The following is a 21,961-nucleotide window of genomic DNA, read 5'->3' as shown; positions in this document are numbered from 1 at the left end:
CGCACTCGCGTACGGCTCAATGATGATTTTACTTAATTGTTTGTCTTACAAAAACTTAACGTTAAACGTCATACCAATCTGACGTGGATCGCCATAACGGATATATTGCTTATCTGCCCAACCTAGGTCTGGCTCATTACCGAAGTAGAATCCGCGAACACCGTATTGTTCATCAAATAGATTGCGTCCCCATAGGTAAACTGACCAAATATCGGCCTCATAACCCAGCTTGGCATTAAAGATTTGATAAGCATCGGATTTAGACTCATTACTGTCTGAATAATAAAAATCACTCTTACCACTAGCGTTTACATTAGCAAACCAACCGCTATCACTGCGATAAGTCGCGCCAAGACTAAAGGTAAAGTTAGGCGAATGAGCAAGCTCTCGGCCAGAAAGATCAACCATGGTGCCGTACTTATCTTCATATTGATAATCACCATAAGCGGTTTCAAGCCAACCGACACTGCCGTATAGGTTCAGGTTATCGGTAGCGTACCAATTACCGTCTAATTCGGCGCCATAGTTATGCGAACTACCTGCGTTTTCGGTGAATAGAATAAAGTTCCCCTCTTCACCCGGCACAGTTGATTGCTGTGAAGCCGCTACTTGCTGATCTTGTCTATCCATATAGAACAGCGCTAAGTTAGTGCTTGCCTGGCCCTCGAGCCAAGTTGACTTTAAACCAATCTCATAGTTATAAAGAATTTCTGTGTCATATTCTTTCTTGTCAGCTAACTCAATCGGTAGTGACATGTTAAAACCACCAGCTTTATAACCACGTGCCACACGTATATAAGACTCATGATTTTCAGCTAACGCCTTGCTTAGTGCAATATGGCCGCCCCACATGGTTTCACTTGGATCAAAACTGTCGCCTGCTGAGTCGCTATAATCACTGTATCTACGCTCCACACGTAAACCTACAGAGAGTGCATAGCTTGCACCTAAGTCTGAATCTAACTGTCCGAAAATAGCGTAGTTTTGTGCTTCGTACTCGGCGGATAACTGGTTATAGCTATCAACCGTATCGTTATCTTCTTGTAAATCCATGCCATAAACACCGATTAACCAATCTGTGCTATCTGCAAAAATACGACCCGATTCGGTAGAAGATAATCTGAACTCCTGAGTAACAGTTTTACGCTCACCTTTCTTATCCCAGTTGTACTCGTATTCGCAAGGCGCACCACCGCAATCTCGACTAGCCCAGTAATCAGGGTTCGCCCAGTCACCATCGTAATTATGACGAGTATCAGATTGTGCAAATGAGGTCAGTGACGTTAACTCAAAATGCTCAGCGCTAGAATAAGTAAACTTAACAGAAGACCCTGTAGTACGTTGTTTATCAACACCCGGTGCATCGGTTAACGTATCGAAGCCATTGTTATCTAATGTCCAAGCATCATAACCATTGTCGTAGTTAGCGTGTAGGAAGGTTAAATCAACTTCTAGATCGTCAGTGGCGTACCAACGAAGCTTTGCGCGTCCGGTAAACTCATCACGGTTGTTGGTGTCACTACGATCAAGATAAAGGTTATCTCGGTAGCCGTCTTGTTGATGTTGCTGCAGTGAGACACGATAAAGCAGATTGCCCGAATCGGTTAACGGGCCAGAACTAAAACCACTGAAAGTTTGCAGATTATCATCGCCCAATGACACTTCTGCACCATTTTCAAAAACATCTGTTGGATCGTTACTCTTAAGATAGATCAAACCCGCTAAAGCATTAGCCCCGTAACGAGTCCCCTGTGGTCCTCTTAGCACTTCAACTTGTTGTAAGTCATACATGCTCGACACCATACCCAGGCCGGATAGGTCAATATCATCAACCACAAACCCTACTGAAGAGTTAGGCGCGCCTTGGTACTCCTCCTGCTCTCCTACACCACGAATTTGAAAATATTTAGGTCTTGAGCTGCCGCCTGACCAGTTAAAATTAGCGATGCTATTGAGGATATCTTCGAAGTGCTGAGCCCCCTCATCTTCAATTTGCTGCTGGTCGATAACTGTGACACTCGACGGCATTTTTTCTAGTGCACTGCCGCGAAAATCAGAGGTGACAACCATGACTTCAATATCGTCTTTGGTTGGCGATGCGTCGTCATTAGCAAATGTACTGGGAGATGAGATGGCAGCAATAACCGCGAGGGCTATAGGCGAATAAGATTTTAACTTTAACATAGGACCTCAAAATAAAAAATTTGAGATCCGGCAACATAAAGAAGCGATCGGAAAATGAATTGTGGCCCATTCCTACGCCGGTATTAGCCGGATCAGGTTCAAAGGGTTCGTTTTTCAACATCTCAGTCAAATCTATAATTCCCACTTTCGGCTTATAGACTTTAACACCCCTTGGCGAGCGCGATTATACATGAAATTTACAACTCGGTGACACTCTTATTAAGAAACATGAACCCTATGCATAAAAAAACGCCAGCTTAACTGACGTTTTTAACCGATTTACTCCGAAATAAGCTTTAGTCAGCCAAGACTAGTTCGAGAAGGCTTTCCTAACATATAACTCAAATCGAGTTGCGGTGGCATTAGGCGCGACGGCACTCACCTGCATCTGCTGTTTACCGTGCAATTTAATCGACTTCCAGCTCACCCCTTCATCGTCGATAGTCATGCCGTTGAGATCAAACCAAGTAAACTTATACTGTAACCTCAAGTCAGTTGATACCTGACTCGCTATGGTGCCAGTACCGCGTAAGAAACCACCTTCAGGGCGCGCCATGATATTACTAACTTGTACCTCTTTGCCGAAGCTGTTGCTATCGACACGTACCTCTCCATTCGATCCCGCCATAACACCAGCGGTATGTGGAGCGCACGCCGTAATCGCCGCGGCGGTAAGAAGTCCCAATAATAGCTTTTTCATCTGTGTCCCCTGTTTAACGCTAAAACCTTATCTAGTTATACAATTAATCGCTTAGTCGATCAAAAAGTGCGCTCTCGCAGTCGCAATAAGATGCTTACGATTGGTTTGCCAACAATTAATGCTCACATTAGCCACTCGGCGCCCCTGACGGGTAATTTTGCACTCGGCAAAGCTGTCTTTATGGTAACCCGCCCTGAGGTAATCGATAGAAAAATCCACAACCTTCGGCACCTTGCTTGTTTGCATAAACACCATCAGCTGCACAATCGCAGACATTTCCATAAAGCCAGCAATCACTCCACCATGAAGCGCAGGTAATATTGGGTTACCTATGTTGTCTTCTTTAGCTGGAAGCTTAAATACTAGCTCGTCACCAAAGCGTTCAACCGCCATGCCAATAAACTTAGCATAGGGGACGTGCTCGAGCAGATGGCCGAAGTCATTAAGCTCTTTTGCCTTTTTGACGATGCTTTTAACATCTAGCTTAGCGCCCTCATCATGAACTGGGTCACCTTGCGCCAAACCCGTGGCAGATTCTAGCTCATCATGCATTGCCATCACCTTCTCCCATTAACGCCAATCTAAACTCTTCGCCAACCATCTCAGGGCTGATCCGCATAAACGATCCAACGGCATGAGCGATAGGGTCATCAATTGAGTCTTGATAAGCAATCGCGCGGGTAAAGGCGACACTTGACGACAATTTATAACACTCGGCAAAACCATAAACAGGCTTATGAGGCTCGGCAGGCTTCATATAGTCGACTCGCAAATCGAGTGTCGGCGAAATCTCTAATAATCGAAATTTATCGAAAATAGAACACACCACGGCGCAACCACTTGCTGTGTCCATTAAGGTGGTGATCACCCCACCATGGATCACGCCAGTATCAGGATAACCGACCAGCTGAGCATCATAAGGCAGCTCCATCAGCACCTTTTTGCCACTGGCTTCTAACACTTTGAGTTTAAGTTTACGGCATTGGGTCAACTGTTTAACGAACCGGCTCGCCATGCCTGTTAATGAGTCATGCTCGCTAGTTAAACTCATTCACCTAGGCTCAGCATCGGACCTAATGGCAGCCCACCGAGTAAGTGCATATGGATATGGAAAACTTCCTGACCACCATGCTGATTACAGTTCATGATCAAGCGATAACCATCTTCAGCAATGCCCGCCTCTTGCGCCAATTTTGCAGCAACAGACATCATACGCCCTAATGCTTTTTCATCAGAGGCTTTGATATCGTTTGCAGTTGGGATCAAATGATTAGGTATAATCAACACATGGGTTGGTGCTTTAGGCGTGATATCTCTAAAAGCCGTAACAAGATCGTCTTGATATAGAATATCGGCTGGAATTTCACGTCGAATAATTTTGCTAAATATGGTTTCTTCGGCCATTTTTCTGCCCTCAATAAAGGAAATTACTAGCCATAGTATACTCGAAAATCTAGCTAAGGCGATGGCGATTACCCGATGTAAATCATTCAATTGGCGTGAAGTCATTCATCGCCACTTTAAACAGCTGTCTATACAATATGATTGACTTTAGATTGATTACGGCTTCTAATGAAAAAAAATTTGCAGGAATTTGACAATGCTTACGGAAAAAGAAACCGCACTACTCAATGCGGCCACCGAACTAGTGCAGGAAAAAGGCATGATTGCACTGAATATGTCAGATGTTCATAAACGAGCTGGATATTCTCGTGCCGCTCAGTATCAATCCTTTAGTGATAAGAACGCACTTCTTGCTGCACTGTGTATGCGTGAACTCGTGAACAATACACAAGCCATCGAAGAACAACGCTTTGATGATTTCACTGGTAATTTCTCGGTAGTGCTTAGACCCGTCGTTTATCGTTACTTAAAGCTGTCAGACAGGTTAATGATAGATTCAGCCTTCGGCCTGATGCTAGCGCAAGTGCGTTCCCTACCCGATGAAGAGCGTTTTAACTTCTTAAAGAGTGGTTTCGAGTTCTTGAATAAAGAACGTGAAATGAACAAGTAGTCCTCTAACAAAACCTAGTAATAAATAAGGCACCGAATCGGTGCCTTATTTAATGTCTATTAAAACCGATATATAGATTGAAATTAGCCTTGTTCTAGCCTTGCATTTACACGTTCAGCTGAATGTGCTTCTAGCCAATATTTCTTTAAAATAGGGTTTTCGAGCCCAGTTTGTGTATCGGCAAGGTTCCAAGCACGCTTCCAGATCCCATCAGCAATCATATGTACTACCGCGCTTTCAATCGCTTGTGCGACACACAGACTCACAGGTTCATTAGAGGTATAGCCGACTTCTGACTCTAACAACTCTTGAGCGTCAATAAACTTAAATACCCCAGCAGTCAGCTCCTTAGACAGTACCGACTTTGTAGTGGTAACACTACTAAGTAGTCTCCCAGTTCTAATGTCGACGGCTCTTAGATTAACGGTAATGCTATCGACTCTAAATTGTCCCGATGCACCGATCCCCAAATATCGTGCACCTGCGCCACCCGTTCGAATGTTGGTGTCATATGCAACTATGCCGCCTTCCATAAGAATTTGTGCCGAATTTAATTGACTTAAACTCGCCGCATCCCCTTTTAAACCCGCTCGAACAATCTTGCGCTCCGTCAGCAGATTCTGCAGCCCCTCACGCTCCACAGGTATAAACCAGCTCGAATCATTCAGTGCTTGGGCTAAAAAAGCGGTACCGCTTTGTGGCACTGCAGTCGAAAAATTACTCGATGGAATGGGCTTATATTGACCCGTCTGATCTCTGAAGTCATAAACTGCCGCTACCATGCTTCCTTGTGGGGCAGGTAAACCGATAAGATCATAGTAGGTCTCACTTTTCGGCATTAGACTAGACGTAGGTTCAATCTGTTCAACTTCACTAGTTGTCGAGCAGGCACTCACCAGAGTTAACAATACAAGTGGAATTAGCTTTTTCATGATTAGCCTTCTCCAGTGCTGTTATCAACGATACCGCCAACTTCAATAATCGTGGTTTCACCGGTCAATACGTCAGTAATATGTACCAATAAGGCGCCATCTTCATTCACGACCTGGATCTCGAAATCATCGGTTCTAAGGTAACCTTCGCCGCCATTTGCCGCATCATTAAAGAGTTGACTCATTAGGCGTGACTCGAGAGAACTGGCGAGACGATCGAGTGCCGAAGGCGGTACATAGCTAGAACCTCCTGAATGCTTGTTTTGTGCCGACGCATTAGACAAGAGATAGGAGCCATTTAGGTAGCTACCACCAAAATTTGGATTGACAGGGGTATAAGTCAATTGAGTTGCTTGAGCCCCCCCTGTCGTAACAACCAGTCCTATAGCGACAGTTTTTATTATTTTCATGAACATTCCTTGTTAAAACTCATCTGGAGCCAAATCTGGATCGAGAAATTGGCTCCAACTTGCTTGCCTCTGATTCTGTCTTAATTTTTGATTAACCCGGGACGCAGCGACAAGCGCTTGGTCGTCAATATTGCGACTTGCCGGCGACACAACCGTAATATAAATAGGCTTTCTATTATGTAATATACTAATTTTACTTCCACTTCTTGCGGTAGCTTGCTCAACTATTGTTAAACCTGAATGTTCAACAACACCTCCAATATCGCGATAAGCCGCCACAAATTCACGGTAAAAGCGATGCCCAAAACGAGTCATAGCTCTATTGAGGATCAGTCCATCAATCAGGTCCGTTTCAACTTTAGGTGGTTTATCACTGGTATTTTTGGCCGCAGGCGGAGACTGTTTATCTAATACAATCTCCTCTGCCACAGCAGCTTGCGTAACGAGCAGTAAGCACAAATACAATCGTTTCACTGAGTCACTTCATGTAGGTTAGTCTGTGCCCAAGCTATTGCTTGCCCTCGACTGGAGACACCTATTTTTCTAAAGGCCCGATAGAGATGGGTCTTAATGGTACTTTCACTGACAAATAGCCTATTCGCGATATCAATGTTGGTGCTACCACCTCGCAGAACTTGTAGCACTTCCCGTTCACGAATAGTGAGAGTTTCAACATTTTCTAGGGCAGGATCTTTGCCGCTATTAGCTTCAATAATAGTCTGAGGAATAACAGCTTTACCTTTTACTATCTCTGCCATGCCTTCTCCAATGACTTCTAATGAAGCGTCAGAGTAAAACACACCAGCTGTAATAGATGACTGCACTAAAAACTTGGCATCAACTTGTTTAGGAAAGTGTACAAATACTACTCGTGCAATATTGCTCCCCTTCTCTATGCGTTTCTGGAGCTGATAGGCGGTTTGAACATCGACAGTAGCAAGATCAATTAGGATAATCGTAATGCGACTCTCTAATAGGTCACCATTAAAATGTTCAGGAGAGATCCGATGAAGTTTGACCAGAAACTCTTGTGGCCATCTAGTGTTGAGAAGATCCGCAAACAGATGCGAACGGGTAACGATGACCCAATGTGTCACTTTAAACATAAACTCACTCCGTGTTTATTTTATATCACCATCCGTGTGACCAATATTGTAATACACTTAAACGAGAAAGAAACATCAAAATATTCACATAAGCATAACGCAATAGCAAAGTGGCTAATTTGAAATATAACCTTGCGTCACTTGAGCCGATTGACCTTGGCCATACTGAATAACAGAGACACCATGGCCGGTGCCGTTTTGATAAATGGTTACAGAGCTTTCATTACCCACCTGTAAGACAGAAGCTAAGTTGTCGTTTCCCTGCTGTTCTATTTCGAGACTAAGATAAGCCCCTTGCTGGGAAGAAACGACAACATTATTAAAGCCACTCTGAAGAATAGCCGCTTCTATTTCTGCGCCGCTTTGAAAGGCGGTTAGTTGGTTACGACTACCGACCTGATTAACATCGATTTGGGTCGAGAAGCCCGTTTGGCTGACAACGGCTCGATTAGTTAGACCTTGCTGACTGATCGTCGCATTTAAGCTATTTCCGTATTGAGATATCACAGCGTGATTGTCATAACTATTAAGCTCATCTAATTGGCTTAAATCTTGTGCATATAACATTGAAGGAGAAATAAGTACAGACGCTAACAAACCGGTTCGGGCCAATGGAGTGTTAATTCGAAGTCTCGCGACCTTTCCCAAACATTTTAATCTATCCATAACTAATCAACCGCCTCGTACTGAGCTTGTAAATTTAACGCGGCCATTATGTAGCTAAACTCAATGTTCGGCATCAACCCAGAGTATTAAAAGATGCCATACAAAATGACTAGCCCAAGATTAAAACCTAGACTTTCCTACTAATGCCTCATGATATTAGTTTCTTCCCTCCCGTAGCAAAAATTTAGAGTAAGCAACTGTATAGCTAAAGCAAAAGCAATATCATCGACAAATTATGAGCTCCAAGGTGCCTCATACGAAGGAGTACGGCTGAAACTATAAGGCTAACAACCATTGCCGCTTTGCTCTATACAGATGCTTATCTTTATCTCGTTCAGAATAACTGAGTGCTAGGTCGAGCGACTCTTTTGCCTCTGAATACTCACCTAGTCGCACAAGAACCTTAGCTAAATCGTAATAGGCTTTATGATAGTAATGAGTGTTTTGCAAAAACTTCTTTAAATATACCTTTGCGCTAACAAAATCATTTGATGCCATTGAGTCCATCGCCTGTAAATACCATTTATATGGGCTAGGATCATCAAGGGCTAATAGACGCTGCTTAATAGCTAACGCTTGTTGCTGACGCTCTTGTAGGCTTAACAGAAAGTGATAATTACTTAATAAGGTTATCTTGTTGTCCGATACCTCAAGGCCGTAACGATACAACCGCTCAGCACCTTCCTCATCTCCTAACAGCCTTAACACAACAGCCTGCATATTTATCCCAGGGCCATAATCTGGGGCAAAACTGCGTCCTTTCTTTAACAACAAATAAGCATGTTCAAGTTCACCGTTCAACATGGCATCTGCTGCAAGGTTTCTATAAAACATCGTCAAGAATTCATTGCGTTCAATCATTTTACCTCCCCTATCATAACGTTCAGGAAAATAATCTATGCGGATACGGTTTCCCCCAGAAAAGTAGCCCTTTTTCTTCGGTGCCGATTCATAAAGAAATGTACTGACATGATCAGAAGTGACCGCAAACTTATCCGTCACTTCCAAAAGTAACGGCATGGTATGCATGACTTGGAAATTAAGCTCTACCTCCATTTGCTCAGCAATCGCATAAGTGAGCATGGCAAGCGCCATACAATTTCCACGACCATTGGCTAATGACTCACTCGCAAATAGGTTCTCTCCCTGAAAATTAAAATTCACCAGTCGAGACTGTAAGAATGCAAACGCTTGACGATGACGTGGCAGTTTTGAAATCTCTTCCTTTTGCAAAAAAAGGTCTAGCTCAATAACTTGTTTTTGGGTTAACGAATAAAAAGCCTCTGGCTCTGGGATGCTATATTTTGTCTCATCGACAAAATAGTTAATCGTGGGGGATTTAGGTAAGCTTGCAGCGGTATTGGCTCTATTTTGACAACCTTGGATCAATGTGAATAAGAATAAAACAAGTACAACCCTCATAATGCAGTCCTTTGCAGTGTATCGATTATCCTCACCCTAATTTAATTAGAACATAAAAACAACGTACACAAGACGATTCACACTTAAGCAGGCCCTGAAAGAAATATCGCTAAAAAATTGATAAACAATGTAAAAGCCTGTACTACTGCTATTCATTAAGTATTCAAACGAAAAATTTTATTCCCTATAAAATCGTTGCGGTTAATTCCTCCAATATTTAAATTCACGCACAAAAAAGCCAGCAATAAGCTGGCTCATTTTAGGCGTTTGAGTTAACTCAAATTACTTAAGTACTGACTCTGCAGTACGGCCGTCATCGTGACAGCTATCGCAAGTAGGTTTATCACCTACGTTCATTTCGTGTGGCGCATGACAATCAGCACACATAAGCATACCGTCATGTGGTTGGTGAACAGCGTCCATTTCAGCTAATGTACCGTGACAAGATTGGCACTGTTCGAATTCGTATTCACCGTCTGCCGATGGCTCTCCATCAGCGTGACACGCCTCACACCCGTCCATCTCTGCATGCATTTCTGCTAGCTCTTGGCCTTCTGCGAAAGCGGCTGGTGATAAAGCAAGTGCTGCGAACGCCGCACCAAAGATTGCACTTAGTAGTTTATTGCTCACAATTGTATCCTCATTTGATGTTCGCATAGTGAAAACCTATATGTCAGGTGGCTTTCATCTTGCAAACAATATTTTTTAGCACGACTTAGGTTAATTTAGCTAAGCATTAACCAATTCGCAACTAATTTAGCTGAAAGATCATATCATTGTGCCAATCACCAAAACGTGCGCTCAGTCAAATTACGCCTGAGAATAAGATGGGGGCATCTATTTATTCCCTTGATTTTGGTTATAAAAAAAGCGGTCCGACGCTTTTCGCCCCGAACCGCTTTATTTAGCAAGAGCTGATTTAACGAGCTCTTAATGCCGCAATACGCTTTTCTAATGGTGGATGACTCATCATTAATTCAGCCATTGATTTCTTACCTGTAATACCTAAAGCAGACATTGACGCTGGCATTGCACCGGCTTCTGGACCGCTGCGCAATCTTTCTAACGCAGCAATCATCTTCTCTTTACCCGCTAAGCGCGCAGCACCTTCATCGGCACGGAACTCACGAATACGAGAGAAGTAAGCCACGATAATTGACGCCAAAATACCAAATAGCATATCTAACACGAATACAACCGCCATGTAGGCGAACATACCTAAGCCTTCGCCTTCTTCGTCATTACTTGCGACAAAGTTGTTGATAATGCCTGCAACAACGCGGGCAGCAAAGATTACAAATGTGTTCACTACACCTTGGATAAGGGTCAGTGTCACCATATCACCGTTGGCAACGTGGCTGACTTCGTGGGCTAAAACCGCCTCAATCTCATCTTGGTTCATGCCGTACAGTAGACCACTACTCACAGCGACTAACGAGTTATCCTTGCTTGGACCCGTAGCGAATGCATTCAGCTCTGGCGATTGGTAAATCGCAACTTCCGGCATCTTAATTCCAGCTTGCTCAGCTTGACGGGCTACCGTCTCAACTAACCAACGTTCTGTATTATCACGTGGGGTTGTAATCACCTCACAACCCATGGTCTTCTTAGCCATCCACTTTGAGATTGCTAAACTAATAAATGCGCCACCAAAACCAAATATTGCAGCAAAAACTAATAAGCCGCCCATAGTTGAGGTGTTAACACCTAAAATAGACATCACAATCGATGCCACCAACAAGATCGCCATGTTAGTAGCAATCAGTAAAAATATACGCTTCATTTAAGCTCCTGTAGGATACAAAGTACCTGATATACACTCTTGAAGACATAATATGTCCAAAAAACAAGAATTCAAGGGGAGAGAAAGAAAATTATCTATCATTGCTTTAATAATAGACACTCTAACTCCACTTTAATATCAAGTGATGTGAGTCTAGGTCTATTTCATTAAAACAAGATTAATTTATTCCGCAAAGGATGAGAATAATATTGAGATAGGATTAATCTTTGTTAACAGAAAGATAAGCCTAATTCACTCAGGAAATATCCCATTGAATTAGGCTGCTTTTATCGAACAAAATTGCTTAAACTAAGGAAAATACAGTTAAGCTAATAGTGTTAGATCTAAATGGCTAGCTGCTGTTTCGGCCTTTGCCTCGGCAAGATAAGGTACATAGCCTAAACATGGCGCAGGCAGTAGAGCTTTTAAAGTTTCTATATTCTGCTCTAAATAATCCATCTCAGGTTCGACTTGGTTTGCTACCCAACCAACAATATTTAAGCCATCGGCTTTAATCGCTTCAGCCGTTAATAGTGCATGGTTCAAACAGCCCAGCTTCATACCAACGACTAAAATGACAGGTAACTGCATTGACTGGACCACCTCAGAAAGGAAATGCCCTTCTCCTAACGGCAGGCGCCATCCACCAGCACCTTCAATTAAACAAAAATCAGCACCTACAAACTCAGACATTTTTAATAATGCTTCGATGCGCTTAGGATCTAACTTGATCCCTTTATCCGCAGCCGCTAGGTGCGGTGCAATCGCAGGTTCAAAAGCAAATGGGTTAATGTCGTCATAAGGTAACTTAATACTCGACGCCGCCATCAGTGTTAACGCATCGCTGTTTCTAAGGCCATTATCAGTTTGCTCGCAACCCGAGGCTATCGGTTTAAAGCCCAATGTTTCGCCTTTAGCCGCTGTTAATAATGCAGAAGAGATCAAAGTCTTACCACAGTCGGTATCTGTACCCGTTACAAAAAAAGTCATGTCTACTCCAAGTTGACTCAGCGACGCTTAGCGCTTTTTGCGCGCCTTTATAAAGCTAATGTTATAAGTTAAAGGAAGGCCCTCAGGGGCTCGATTTAACTCTGCCTTAAGCTGCAGTGCTTGCCAATCTTTACGTCCTCTCAATGTGACTTGGGGCTGATTAGCACTCTGTTGTTGCTTAACAATTGATGCACCAACACCTTTTATCGACTGTAACAGTGCCCTTAAGTTGCTAAAGTAAACCGTGACGTCGAGAGTTTCACATAACTCGAGCTGCCAATCATCATCTTTAAAACAAGCAAGTAGCTCCTGCTCATCGATAAAGCTATTCACTTTAAAGCCCAGTTCGGCTAACTGTTTAAGGCTATCTCTAGTGACTATGCTCATATTGAACTCACCACCAGGGATAAGCACTCTATTGGCTTCACTCACGGCTTGCGGCAGCTCTTGGCACCACTGTAAGGCGACGTTCGAGTATATACTGTCTATGACAGCGTCAGTAATCGGCAGATGTTGGGCATCGCCGCAGATCGGTACATGGGTGGGAAAGCTGCTGCTCAGTGTTTTAAGCATGCCATCGGCAATATCGAGGCAGAACACTTGATTGACATGCTCAAACTGGGAAAAACATGTGCCAGGCCCAGCACCGATATCGAGCAAACGCGTACCTGGTGTCATTTGTCCGAGCAAACGCTTAGCCGTCTGCTGCTGTAGCACATCATAGCTGTGATAATGTGCAGCGGCTGCAGAGAAACGCTCTGCAACCTCTTGGCTAAGCTTATCTGATCCTATATTCACTGCATTGGATCCTAAACGATTAATTACTTTGATGGTTTATAGTTTAAATTGTAAAAAAGAGTTAAGGCAGAAGACTCAAGTCAGTCATCGTTTAATATGGTTGCCAACACATCCACTAGTGCCAAAATATCTCTCTGGCAATGGTTAGCATTCAATGTCAGCCTTAGCCTTGCGCTATCCTTAGCAACGGTTGGTGGCCGAATAGCCCCAAGCCAAAAACCATGTTCTTTCAATCTTTTTGCCACGGCCATCGTCTTCGCCGAGCCACCGAGCATAATGGGCTGAATGGCGGTTTGCGATTCAGTCAGCGCGATACCTTTGGCTGCACACGCTTCTTTAAAACAAGAGATATTCTCTGTGAGCTTTTCATGTAGTTGAGGCTGCTCTGTTATCACTTTTATCGCCGCGCAAGCAGCTGCAGCGCTAGCGGGTGATAAAGCCGTCGAATAGATATATTGACGGGCGTTAGCCACGAGGAAGTCAATCAAGTCTTGGCTGCCTAGAATGGCTGCACCTTGGCCCCCCATGGCTTTGCCGAAAGTTACCAGCTGCGCATCGATTTTGATCTCTGCGGATAAATTAGAAGCCCCTAGACCATTCTCACCTATGACTCCGAAGCCATGAGCATCATCTACGATGAGCCAGCAGTTATGTTGCTGACAAAGTGCAGAAAGTTCAGCTAGCGGTGCAATATCACCGTCCATGCTAAACACGCTCTCGGTGATCAAGGCGCTAGGATTAAAGCGCTCCAAATCAGTTTTAGCACTGTTAATATCGTTATGTGTAAACCGCTTAAGCTTTGCGCCGCTATCTTGAATACCATCAATAACCGAAGCATGAATAAGCTTATCGGCTAGCACTGTGTCAGTTTCATTAAATAAGGTCTTCATCAGTGCCGTATTGGCGCTAAAGCCAGAACAAAACAATATTGCAGCCTCATGCCCTGTTGCTTCACATAAGGCTTGTTCAAGTTGAAGATGCGCTTGCGTGTAACCAACCACCAAAGGCGATGCAGTGCTACCCACACCGTAATCTCTTGCTCCTTGATACAGGGCTTCAATTATGGAGGCCGAAGTGGAAAGTCCCAAGTAATCATTACTACTGAAGTTGACGTAAGGCAGCGCATCGACTTCGAAATAGTTTGACTGACTAGGATCTAAAACAAGGTTAATTCGCTGTCTTAGCAGGCCTTGTTCATCTAACGAGCGATTTTTTGTAATCACTCGTGTGCTCAATGGCTCTTTAACTGGTTGATTAACTGAAGTTTCTGACATTAAGCTGGCTCGATTTAAAGATTAAATAACCTAACAGACCCGCCTCTGTTTAAAGCGGGTCTGTCTTATTTCTGTTTACATCACTTAGGAAAACATAGAGAGATGGTGAAAACGTGAAAGACTCTCTTAGTTTGATGGCTGTTAATTATACAAAGCTTTAATTGCGTTACTCTTTAACTGTGTTACTGCTGTGAAAACCACTGTTATACGTTTTAGAGTGCGCCCGCGTCATAAAATGCAGCTGACTTTTTATCCTGATGTGCAGCCGCTTTAGCTAGCATAGCTTCATCTTGCTCTTTCGTTGAAGCGATACCTTGCTCAGGGTGTAAGCCGAGTCGTTTGAACAGCCCCATGTCATCATTCTCTTCAGGATTTGCTGTCGTCAGTAGCTTACAGCCGTAGAAGATAGAGTTCGCACCAGCAAAGAAACACATAGCCTGTAGTTCGTCAGTCATGTTCTCACGGCCCGCAGATAATCGAACTCGTGACTTAGGCATAGTAATTCGAGCAACTGCTATGGTACGCACAAACTCTAATGGGTCGAGATCATCAAGTTTTTCAAATGGCGTGCCCTCGACCTTCACCAACATATTAATAGGCACAGAATCAGGATGTTTGTCTAAATTGGCCAGTTGCTGAATCAGGCCAGCTCTATCTGTTGCCTTCTCGCCCATACCGACAATGCCACCCGAACAGACTTTCATACCAGATGCACGCACATTTGATAATGTATCTAAGCGGCTCTGATAAGTACGAGTAGTGATCACATCACCATAGTATTCTGGCGATGTGTCTAAATTATGGTTGTAATAGTCTAAGCCTGCATCGGCGAGAGTGTTGGCTTGCTCAGCAGAAAGCATGCCTAGCGTCATACAAGTTTCCATCCCCAACGCTTTTACTTCTTCAACCATGGTCTTTAAGTAAGGCATATCACGCTCTTTTGGGTTACGCCAAGCAGCGCCCATACAGAAACGTGAAGCACCTGCAGCTTTCGCACTGCGCGCTTCCGTTAAAACGGTTTCCATCGCGAGTAAACGCTCTTTTTCAAGACCAGTATCATAGCGAGCACTTTGGGGGCAGTATTTACAGTCCTCTGGGCACGCACCTGTTTTAATCGACAATAGACGGCTTATCTGCACCTCGTTTGGATCAAATTCTTGGCGATGGATACTATGCGCCTGAAATAGGAGATCATTCATCGGTAGTGCAAATAGGGCTTCAATCTCTTCACGCTTCCAGTTATTTCTTAGCTGTACTTCAGACATGCTGTTCCCTTTTGCTCATACATTTAACTATTTCTGCTGCTTTCTTATCATGGCACTATGACTTTATTTGATTAAAGTAAGCACTTTGTTCTTTCGGCATTATGTAGAAGGCAAACTATTTTATATTAAAAACAAGCCATTACAATTTATCACCTGGCTCATTTAGCAAATAATTACTTGCTTAGGATACCTGCAAGTCGTAACCTGTCAACGTCACTTTAATCACACGGTTTACTAGCGGTCACTTTATGAGCGATAATAATCAATTTACTATAAACAGTATCGATCTTCAATTTGATAAAGAGCACTTGTGGCATCCTTATACATCGATGGCTAATGCTCTCCCCTCATTTGGTGTAGTTGCTGCTGAAGGCGTTGAGCTGCAATTACAAGATGGTAGTAAACTCGTTGATGGAACGAGCTCTTGGTGGGCTTGTGTCCACGGTTATAGCCACCCAAAAATTGTTACTGCCATGCAGCAACAAGCATCGCAATTGAGCCATGTGATGTTTGGCGGAATTACACATCGCCCAGCCGTTGAACTTGCGCGTCTGCTGGTCGAGATAACTAGTCCTAAGCTAACCAAGGTTTTTTTAGCTGATTCTGGGTCTATTTCCGTTGAAGTGGCAATAAAGATGGCGCTGCAATATTGGCAAGGTAGGGCTAAACCATATAAACAGAAGATCTTGACGGTTAAGAACGGCTACCACGGTGATACCTTTGCAGCCATGAGTGTTTGCGATCCAGAAGGCGGCATGCACACCATGTTTGGCGAATTAGTTACCAAGCAATTATTTGCTCCAGCTCCTCAGTCTCGCTTTGATGGTAACTTTAACCCTGAGGAGCTAAACGAAATAGCCAACCTCTTGGAAGAACAGCACCAGCAAATTGCAGCGTTATTGGTAGAGCCAATTATGCAAGGTGCCGGCGGTATGCGCTTTTATCACCCAAAATACTTAACTTCGCTACGTCAACTTTGTGATAAATATGACGTACTACTCATTCTTGATGAAATCGCCACCGGCTTTGGTCGTACGGGTAAATTATTTGCTTACGAGCACAGCCAAATCGAAGCCGATATTTTATGTCTAGGTAAGGCATTAACAGGTGGTTATATCTCGTTAGCCACGACAATCTGTACCGATGAAGTCGCGCAAGGTGTGAGTGATTCACCTGCAGGAGTGTTTATGCACGGCCCAACCTTTATGGGCAACCCACTCGCTTGCTCGGCTGCGATAGCAAGTATAGAACTCATCAAAGAAAATCGTTGGCAACAACAAGTGAGCGCAATCGAGTGTCAGCTCAAGCAGGAGTTAGCCGAAGCGGCGGAATTTGATAACGTAAAAGATGTGCGAGTTTTGGGTGCTGTAGGTGTGTTAGAGATGAATACCACACTCAATACCGCCGAGCTACAGCAAAAGTTTGTCGATTTAGGAGTTTGGATAAGACCGTTTTCAAACCTTATCTATATCATGCCTCCTTATTGCATTAGCTCGTCTCAGTTAAGCAAATTAACGAATGCGATGAAAACAGTGGCAAAGCAGATCAGTCTACCCAATGATACCAGTGCTTTTATTAGCCACGGATAATTACTAAAGAACTTCCTTTCTGTACTTTAATTTATTTCTCTGTCCGGCCAATAACAGTAAATTTTGCCGAGGTCGGACAACATTTCTGCTGAAAGCAATCTCCATCCGTCTTATTACTTTTTGTACCAGTTTGTTGAACGTGCCTCACATTCTCTCCCACAAATCACTGAAAATTAAATATACAGTGATACTACTTGAATAATTTTAGGCCAAAAATGCTTTCTTCCAGTCAGGGTCTGGGCTTCATGTTTAATTCCCCACCTTAAATTTGGCTATAAAATGTGATTTTTTTATGATATTTCGTTTAATTTAGCCCTGAATGATAAAAATCGATAAAATAAATTGAAAAGTATTGCTATACTTGCGCGGAATTTTAGAACGTAACTCCAATAGAGTAGAAAAATGACTGATTTATCAAAGTACAGAAACATTGGTATCTTTGCTCACGTTGACGCGGGTAAGACTACTACAACTGAGCGTATCCTAAAGCTTACTGGTAAAATCCATAAGCTAGGTGAAGTGCATGACGGCGAATCAACAACTGACTTCATGGAACAGGAAGCTGAGCGTGGTATTACCATTCAGTCTGCTGCTGTTAGTTGTTTCTGGAAAGATCACCGTTTCAACGTTATTGACACCCCTGGTCACGTTGACTTTACAGTAGAAGTTTACCGTTCTCTTAAAGTTCTTGATGGCGGTATCGGTGTATTCTGTGGTTCTGGTGGTGTTGAGCCACAATCAGAAACTAACTGGCGTTATGCTAACGAATCTGAAGTTGCTCGTATCATCTTCGTAAACAAGTTAGACCGTATGGGTGCTGACTTCTTACGCGTTGTTAAGCAAACTAAAGACGTACTAGCTGCTAACCCACTAGTAATGGTACTTCCAATTGGTATCGAAGATGAGTTCAGTGGTGTTGTTGACCTACTAACTCGTAAAGCATACGTTTGGGATGATACTGGTGAAGCTGAAAACTACACAGTAACTGACGTTCCAGCTGACATGGTTGACCAAGTTGAAGAATACCGTGAAATGCTAATCGAGACTGCGGTTGAGATGGACGACGACCTAATGGAATCTTACATGGAAGGCGAAGAGCCATCTATGGAAGACATTAAGCGTTGTATCCGTGCTGGTACTCGTGACATGACTTTCTTCCCAACATACTGTGGTTCTGCATTCAAGAACAAAGGTATGCAGCTTCTTCTTGACGCAGTTGTTGATTACCTACCAAACCCAGTTGAAGTTGATCCACAGCCTCTAACTGACGAAGAAGGTAACGAAACTGGCGAAGTTGCTTTAGTTTCTATCGATGAGCCACTAAAAGCACTAGCATTCAAGATCATGGATGACCGTTTTGGTGCACTAACATTCGTACGTATCTACTCAGGTCAGCTACGTAAAGGCGACACGATTCTTAACAGTGCAACTGGTAAGACTGAGCGTATCGGCCGTATGTGTGAAATGCAAGCTGACGAGCGTAACGAACTTGATTACGCACAAGCTGGTGACATCATCGCGATCGTTGGTATGAAGAACGTACAAACTGGTCACACTCTATGTGATGTTAAGCACCCTTGTACTCTTGAAGCAATGGTATTCCCAGAGCCAGTAATCTCTATCGCTGTAGCACCAAAAGATAAAGGTGGTTCAGAGAAGATGGGTATCGCTATCGGTAAGATGATCGCAGAAGATCCATCATTCCGCGTAGAAACTGACGAAGACTCAGGCGAAACTATCCTTAAAGGTATGGGTGAGCTTCACCTAGACATTAAGGTAGACATCCTTAAGCGTACTTACGGCGTTGAGCTAATTGTAGGTGAGCCTCAAGTTGCTTACCGTGAAACTATCACTCGTGAAATCGAAGATAGCTACACACACAAGAAGCAGTCTGGTGGTTCTGGTCAGTTCGGTAAGATCGACTACGTTATCCGTCCAGGCGAAGCTAACACTGGCTTGACGTTCAAATCTTCTGTTGTTGGTGGTAACGTTCCTAAGGAATTCTGGCCAGCAGTTGAGAAAGGTTTCGCTAGCATGATGAACACCGGTACTGTTGCTGGTTTCCCTGTGTTAGACGTTGAATTCGAACTTAAAGATGGTGCTTTCCACGCAGTTGACTCGTCAGCTATCGCGTTCGAAATCGCTGCTAAAGGCGCATTCCGTCAATCTATGCCTAAAGCTGGCGCACAACTTCTTGAGCCTATCATGAACGTTGACGTATTCAGCCCAGATGACAACGTTGGTGACGTAATTGGTGACCTTAACCGTCGTCGTGGTATGATCAAAGACCAAAACGCTGGTGTTACTGGTGTTCGTATTAAGGCTGACGTACCGCTTTCAGAAATGTTCGGTTACATCGGTTCACTACGTACTATGACTTCTGGTCGTGGCCAATTCTCTATGGAATTCGCTCACTACGCACAGTGTCCAAACAGTGTTTCTGAGAAAGTTATCGCTGAAGTTAAAGAAAGAAACGCTAAGAAGTAACTATTAATTTAGTTATGACTCTTTTGAGTTTTAATCTTTAACAAAAAGCCTGTAGATTTTATCTACAGGCTTTTTTATTGCCTAAGCTCAAATACCTTAGCCCAAAACTTAGCCCAAACTAGAAATAACCCTGAACAGAATTTAGCTCAGCCTAATGCCTGGTGTTACTCATACTGAAAAATTGTTATAAGTGTCCTGAGACTGCTACAGCAGGTAATCGCGACTAAGCCTATGAAATAAGGCTTTATTCGAGACGGTAATAAGTAAGAAAAGATGGGATGGCTGAACCGCCAGTGATAAACGAGAGCTTACTTCCTCAGTCACTCAACTGTGACAAAATAAACAAACTCTCGCTTTGTCGCCTTAACCATGAGGCTCAAAGACATTAGCCATCCTGATAATGCTTTTGAGTGGCACGCGATGCTTATTTCTATCTGCACAAAGAAGCTGATGTTCTTTGTCTTTAGGCTCACCAATCTGCTGGATCTGAATGCGATACCCTTCCGCTTTAGCGGCTGCACAATAATCCTCAAACTCCCATTGCGCCATATTGGTATTGTCACAAATAACCAAGGGGATTTTATTGGCTATTGCATGAATAAATCGCGTTAAGTTCAGCTGATGATACTTAGGTAAATCCTTCGCATTAAAACAGTACTTACCATCTTGATAGAAAAACTCATCGGTTGAACAAACTTTGAATTGCTCACTATCACAACCACGCTTTGGTAAAGCATTGATGAATTCCTCTACCCAGAAGCTTTTTCCGCTACCGGGTAATCCGCGCATGATAATAGCCGTACCATTATAATTTGACTCATGTTTCATCTGTTTAGCCCTCTACGACCGCTTCATTACCTGTAAGCTTGTGTTTTGTTGCTTACCAATAACCCCAAGCCATTACCCTATGTTACTGACAATTTTACCGTTGAGAATATCATCAACTAATTGTGGAACGATTGCACTTGCCTTCCCTTCTAAATGATATTGAAACTGACTATGCCTATCTGCTGGCATTAAATTAACCTCTACAGTTTGAGCCCCGTGATGGTTAGCCGTATCGACGAAGCCTGCAGCAGGATAGACAGTTCCCGATGTGCCAATAGCTATAAAAAGGTCACAAGTATCGAGTGCGTGTTGAATTCTATCTAACCCGAAAGGCATTTCACCAAACCACACAACATGAGGCCTTAACCTTTGGGCTGGGATACAACAAGTACAGGTATGCTCTGGGCCAAAAGCTTCTCTTAGAAGAAATGTTTGCTGTGAACGTGGACAACGACCTTTCGATAACTCACCATGCATGTGCAACAGGCGTCTTGAGCCTGCTCTTTCATGTAAGTCGTCAATATTTTGAGTGACAACCAAGAGCTTCCCATCAAACTCTTGTTCGAGTTTAGCCAGTGCTATATGACCTGCATTAGGTTCAATCGAACCATTATGAAACTGCTGCCAACGGTCGTTATAGAAGCGCTCAACCAATAAAGGGTTATTGGCATACCCTTCTGGAGTCGCCACCTCTTCAATTTTATGTTCCTCCCACAGGCCGTCTTGATCTCTAAAGGTACGTAACCCAGATTCTGCAGAGATCCCTGCCCCGGTCAAAATAACAATCTGCTGGTACATCTACTGTCCTTTTTGTTTGTCTTTATAATTATTTTGCCTACTTATAGGCGCACATGACATTAGGCGTTAGTATAAATGGGCAATAACAATACAAAATGTATGCTTAAATTGCTTGTTTTATATCTAGTTAATGGCTTTTATTTACTTAAGATGCTTTATTGCAAGATCAAAGGTTTAAGTTTTCAACTCGTACACATATAATGGATTCAATACCCACAAATGAACTGATTAACTTATAGCTAATCGTTCTGCAATCAAGAGACCAATAATGACAGATGGAAATCAAGCGCTAAAGAAAGCGGGTTTGAAAGTGACCTTACCACGAGTCAAAATTTTAGAATTGATGCAAGCGCCGGAAAATCAACACATCAGTGCTGAGGACCTCTATAAGAAATTACTCGACTTGGGGGAAGAGATTGGTCTTGCTACTGTATATCGCGTTCTAAACCAATTCGATGATGCAGGCATTGTGACTCGTCACCACTTCGAAAGCGGTAAAGCCGTATTCGAACTTGCAACACAGCATCACCATGATCATTTAGTTTGTTTGTCATGTGGCAAAGTCATCGAATTCTCAGATGAAATGATTGAACGCCGTCAAGATGAAATCGCGATGAAGCACAATATCAAACTAACAAACCACAGTTTATACCTCTATGGCGTTTGCACTAACGATGAGTGTGACCACGGCGTAGCTTAACTGCAGCAGTGTCAG

Annotated in this window: 23 protein-coding genes and 1 riboswitch; of the genes, 4 read left to right on the top strand and 19 right to left on the bottom strand. The window is 43.2% G+C overall.

The genetic code is table 11. The features are described 5' to 3' along the window. Nucleotides 1-45 precede the first annotated feature (45 nt). From Q1A86_RS10105 to hinT, 5 genes are all read right to left on the bottom strand, one after another. Entirely contained in the window at nt 46-2,184 is a 2,139-nt protein-coding gene (locus tag Q1A86_RS10105; RefSeq protein ID WP_299806075.1) for a TonB-dependent receptor, read from the bottom strand. 52 nt (nt 2,185-2,236) lie between these two features. Then, a riboswitch (TPP riboswitch) is annotated at nt 2,237-2,366 on the bottom strand. Between the two features lie 128 nt (nt 2,367-2,494). Then, nucleotides 2,495-2,884 (bottom strand): YcfL family protein, encoded by a 390-nt coding sequence (locus tag Q1A86_RS10100; protein WP_299806073.1) that lies wholly within the window; start codon nt 2,882-2,884, stop codon nt 2,495-2,497. 51 nt (nt 2,885-2,935) lie between these two features. Continuing rightward, complete coding sequence (locus Q1A86_RS10095; protein ID WP_299806071.1) at nt 2,936-3,442, bottom strand: PaaI family thioesterase; 507 nt, start codon at nt 3,440-3,442, stop codon at nt 2,936-2,938. Continuing rightward, nucleotides 3,429-3,935 (bottom strand): PaaI family thioesterase, encoded by a 507-nt coding sequence (locus Q1A86_RS10090; protein ID WP_299806069.1) that lies wholly within the window; start codon nt 3,933-3,935, stop codon nt 3,429-3,431. The genes Q1A86_RS10095 and Q1A86_RS10090 overlap by 14 nt, the downstream gene beginning before the upstream one ends. After that, nucleotides 3,932-4,288: a purine nucleoside phosphoramidase gene (gene hinT, locus Q1A86_RS10085; RefSeq protein ID WP_299806067.1), complete on the bottom strand. Its 357-nt coding sequence runs from the start codon at nt 4,286-4,288 to the stop codon at nt 3,932-3,934. The genes Q1A86_RS10090 and hinT overlap by 4 nt, the downstream gene beginning before the upstream one ends. Before the next feature lie 196 nt (nt 4,289-4,484). On the opposite strand from hinT, the gene Q1A86_RS10080 reads away from it, so the two are divergent. Continuing rightward, nucleotides 4,485-4,898 (top strand): helix-turn-helix domain-containing protein, encoded by a 414-nt coding sequence (locus Q1A86_RS10080; RefSeq protein WP_299806065.1) that lies wholly within the window; start codon nt 4,485-4,487, stop codon nt 4,896-4,898. Between the two features lie 83 nt (nt 4,899-4,981). Here Q1A86_RS10080 and Q1A86_RS10075 read toward each other — a convergent pair whose 3' ends face one another. From Q1A86_RS10075 to bioB, 12 genes are all read right to left on the bottom strand, one after another. After that, nucleotides 4,982-5,830: a CsgG/HfaB family protein gene (locus Q1A86_RS10075; RefSeq protein WP_299806063.1), complete on the bottom strand. Its 849-nt coding sequence runs from the start codon at nt 5,828-5,830 to the stop codon at nt 4,982-4,984. A 2-nt stretch (nt 5,831-5,832) separates the two neighbouring features. Then, a complete protein-coding gene (locus Q1A86_RS10070; RefSeq protein WP_299806061.1) occupies nt 5,833-6,240 on the bottom strand; it encodes a curli assembly protein CsgF in 408 nt (135 codons plus the stop codon). A 12-nt stretch (nt 6,241-6,252) separates the two neighbouring features. Continuing rightward, entirely contained in the window at nt 6,253-6,714 is a 462-nt protein-coding gene (locus Q1A86_RS10065) for a curli production assembly/transport protein CsgE (protein ID WP_299806059.1), read from the bottom strand. Further along, nucleotides 6,711-7,346 (bottom strand): LuxR C-terminal-related transcriptional regulator, encoded by a 636-nt coding sequence (locus tag Q1A86_RS10060; RefSeq protein ID WP_299806057.1) that lies wholly within the window; start codon nt 7,344-7,346, stop codon nt 6,711-6,713. The genes Q1A86_RS10065 and Q1A86_RS10060 overlap by 4 nt, the downstream gene beginning before the upstream one ends. 114 nt (nt 7,347-7,460) lie before the next feature. Continuing rightward, nucleotides 7,461-8,012, bottom strand: coding sequence for a curlin (locus Q1A86_RS10055; protein WP_299806055.1), 552 nt, complete (start codon nt 8,010-8,012; stop codon nt 7,461-7,463). Between the two features lie 276 nt (nt 8,013-8,288). Then, entirely contained in the window at nt 8,289-9,434 is a 1,146-nt protein-coding gene (locus Q1A86_RS10050) for a hypothetical protein (RefSeq protein ID WP_299806053.1), read from the bottom strand. 282 nt (nt 9,435-9,716) lie between these two features. Next, complete coding sequence (locus Q1A86_RS10045; protein WP_299806051.1) at nt 9,717-10,064, bottom strand: cytochrome c3 family protein; 348 nt, start codon at nt 10,062-10,064, stop codon at nt 9,717-9,719. Nucleotides 10,065-10,353: 289 nt separating this feature from the next. Beyond that, nucleotides 10,354-11,217 carry a protease HtpX gene (gene htpX, locus Q1A86_RS10040; RefSeq protein ID WP_299806049.1) on the bottom strand — a complete coding sequence of 288 codons (864 nt, stop codon included), beginning with the start codon at nt 11,215-11,217 and terminating at the stop codon, nt 10,354-10,356. Between the two features lie 324 nt (nt 11,218-11,541). After that, complete coding sequence (gene bioD, locus Q1A86_RS10035; RefSeq protein WP_299806047.1) at nt 11,542-12,207, bottom strand: dethiobiotin synthase; 666 nt, start codon at nt 12,205-12,207, stop codon at nt 11,542-11,544. Nucleotides 12,208-12,234: 27 nt separating this feature from the next. Further along, nucleotides 12,235-13,005 (bottom strand): methyltransferase domain-containing protein, encoded by a 771-nt coding sequence (locus Q1A86_RS10030; protein WP_299806045.1) that lies wholly within the window; start codon nt 13,003-13,005, stop codon nt 12,235-12,237. 80 nt (nt 13,006-13,085) lie between these two features. Beyond that, on the bottom strand, nt 13,086-14,279 hold the full coding sequence (locus Q1A86_RS10025) for an 8-amino-7-oxononanoate synthase (RefSeq protein ID WP_299806043.1): 1,194 nt from the start codon (nt 14,277-14,279) through the stop codon (nt 13,086-13,088). 212 nt (nt 14,280-14,491) lie between these two features. After that, the gene (bioB, locus tag Q1A86_RS10020; RefSeq protein WP_299806041.1) at nt 14,492-15,544 is read right to left on the bottom strand and encodes a biotin synthase BioB; all 1,053 of its coding nucleotides are present in this window, start codon (nt 15,542-15,544) and stop codon (nt 14,492-14,494) included. Between the two features lie 248 nt (nt 15,545-15,792). Between bioB and bioA the strand changes: the two genes are divergently transcribed. After that, a complete protein-coding gene (gene bioA, locus Q1A86_RS10015) occupies nt 15,793-17,133 on the top strand; it encodes an adenosylmethionine--8-amino-7-oxononanoate transaminase (RefSeq protein ID WP_299806039.1) in 1,341 nt (446 codons plus the stop codon). Between the two features lie 402 nt (nt 17,134-17,535). Continuing rightward, entirely contained in the window at nt 17,536-19,620 is a 2,085-nt protein-coding gene (gene fusA, locus Q1A86_RS10010) for an elongation factor G (protein WP_299806037.1), read from the top strand. Nucleotides 19,621-19,983: 363 nt separating this feature from the next. Here the strand turns inward: fusA and Q1A86_RS10005 are convergent, their stop codons facing one another. After that, a complete protein-coding gene (locus Q1A86_RS10005) occupies nt 19,984-20,448 on the bottom strand; it encodes an AAA family ATPase (RefSeq protein ID WP_299806035.1) in 465 nt (154 codons plus the stop codon). A gap of 72 nt (nt 20,449-20,520) precedes the next feature. Next, nucleotides 20,521-21,246, bottom strand: coding sequence for a Sir2 family NAD+-dependent deacetylase (gene cobB / locus Q1A86_RS10000; protein ID WP_299806033.1), 726 nt, complete (start codon nt 21,244-21,246; stop codon nt 20,521-20,523). A 268-nt stretch (nt 21,247-21,514) separates the two neighbouring features. Here cobB and fur point away from each other — a divergent pair, with 268 nt between their 5' ends. Continuing rightward, the gene (gene fur / locus Q1A86_RS09995) at nt 21,515-21,946 is read left to right on the top strand and encodes a ferric iron uptake transcriptional regulator (RefSeq protein WP_220759366.1); all 432 of its coding nucleotides are present in this window, start codon (nt 21,515-21,517) and stop codon (nt 21,944-21,946) included. Nucleotides 21,947-21,961 lie beyond the last annotated feature (15 nt).

The organism is uncultured Shewanella sp. (assembly GCF_947497935.1).
In the GTDB taxonomy this organism is placed as follows: domain Bacteria; phylum Pseudomonadota; class Gammaproteobacteria; order Enterobacterales; family Shewanellaceae; genus Shewanella.
The sequence above is the reverse complement of the archived record's forward strand: the minus strand, read 5'-3'. Positions and strand labels throughout refer to the sequence as shown.

Coding starts and splice junctions, on each gene's coding strand:
- Q1A86_RS10105 (WP_299806075.1), bottom strand. CDS start 2,184: ATGTTAAAGTTAAAATCTTATTCGCCTATAGCCCTCGCGGTTATTGCT.
- Q1A86_RS10100 (WP_299806073.1), bottom strand. CDS start 2,884: ATGAAAAAGCTATTATTGGGACTTCTTACCGCCGCGGCGATTACGGCG.
- Q1A86_RS10095 (WP_299806071.1), bottom strand. CDS start 3,442: ATGGCAATGCATGATGAGCTAGAATCTGCCACGGGTTTGGCGCAAGGT.
- Q1A86_RS10090 (WP_299806069.1), bottom strand. CDS start 3,935: ATGAGTTTAACTAGCGAGCATGACTCATTAACAGGCATGGCGAGCCGG.
- hinT (WP_299806067.1), bottom strand. CDS start 4,288: ATGGCCGAAGAAACCATATTTAGCAAAATTATTCGACGTGAAATTCCA.
- Q1A86_RS10080 (WP_299806065.1), top strand. CDS start 4,485: ATGCTTACGGAAAAAGAAACCGCACTACTCAATGCGGCCACCGAACTA.
- Q1A86_RS10075 (WP_299806063.1), bottom strand. CDS start 5,830: ATGAAAAAGCTAATTCCACTTGTATTGTTAACTCTGGTGAGTGCCTGC.
- Q1A86_RS10070 (WP_299806061.1), bottom strand. CDS start 6,240: ATGAAAATAATAAAAACTGTCGCTATAGGACTGGTTGTTACGACAGGG.
- Q1A86_RS10060 (WP_299806057.1), bottom strand. CDS start 7,346: ATGTTTAAAGTGACACATTGGGTCATCGTTACCCGTTCGCATCTGTTT.
- Q1A86_RS10055 (WP_299806055.1), bottom strand. CDS start 8,012: ATGGATAGATTAAAATGTTTGGGAAAGGTCGCGAGACTTCGAATTAAC.
- Q1A86_RS10050 (WP_299806053.1), bottom strand. CDS start 9,434: ATGAGGGTTGTACTTGTTTTATTCTTATTCACATTGATCCAAGGTTGT.
- htpX (WP_299806049.1), bottom strand. CDS start 11,217: ATGAAGCGTATATTTTTACTGATTGCTACTAACATGGCGATCTTGTTG.
- bioD (WP_299806047.1), bottom strand. CDS start 12,207: ATGACTTTTTTTGTAACGGGTACAGATACCGACTGTGGTAAGACTTTG.
- Q1A86_RS10025 (WP_299806043.1), bottom strand. CDS start 14,279: ATGTCAGAAACTTCAGTTAATCAACCAGTTAAAGAGCCATTGAGCACA.
- bioB (WP_299806041.1), bottom strand. CDS start 15,544: ATGTCTGAAGTACAGCTAAGAAATAACTGGAAGCGTGAAGAGATTGAA.
- bioA (WP_299806039.1), top strand. CDS start 15,793: ATGAGCGATAATAATCAATTTACTATAAACAGTATCGATCTTCAATTT.
- fusA (WP_299806037.1), top strand. CDS start 17,536: ATGACTGATTTATCAAAGTACAGAAACATTGGTATCTTTGCTCACGTT.
- Q1A86_RS10005 (WP_299806035.1), bottom strand. CDS start 20,448: ATGAAACATGAGTCAAATTATAATGGTACGGCTATTATCATGCGCGGA.
- cobB (WP_299806033.1), bottom strand. CDS start 21,246: ATGTACCAGCAGATTGTTATTTTGACCGGGGCAGGGATCTCTGCAGAA.
- fur (WP_220759366.1), top strand. CDS start 21,515: ATGACAGATGGAAATCAAGCGCTAAAGAAAGCGGGTTTGAAAGTGACC.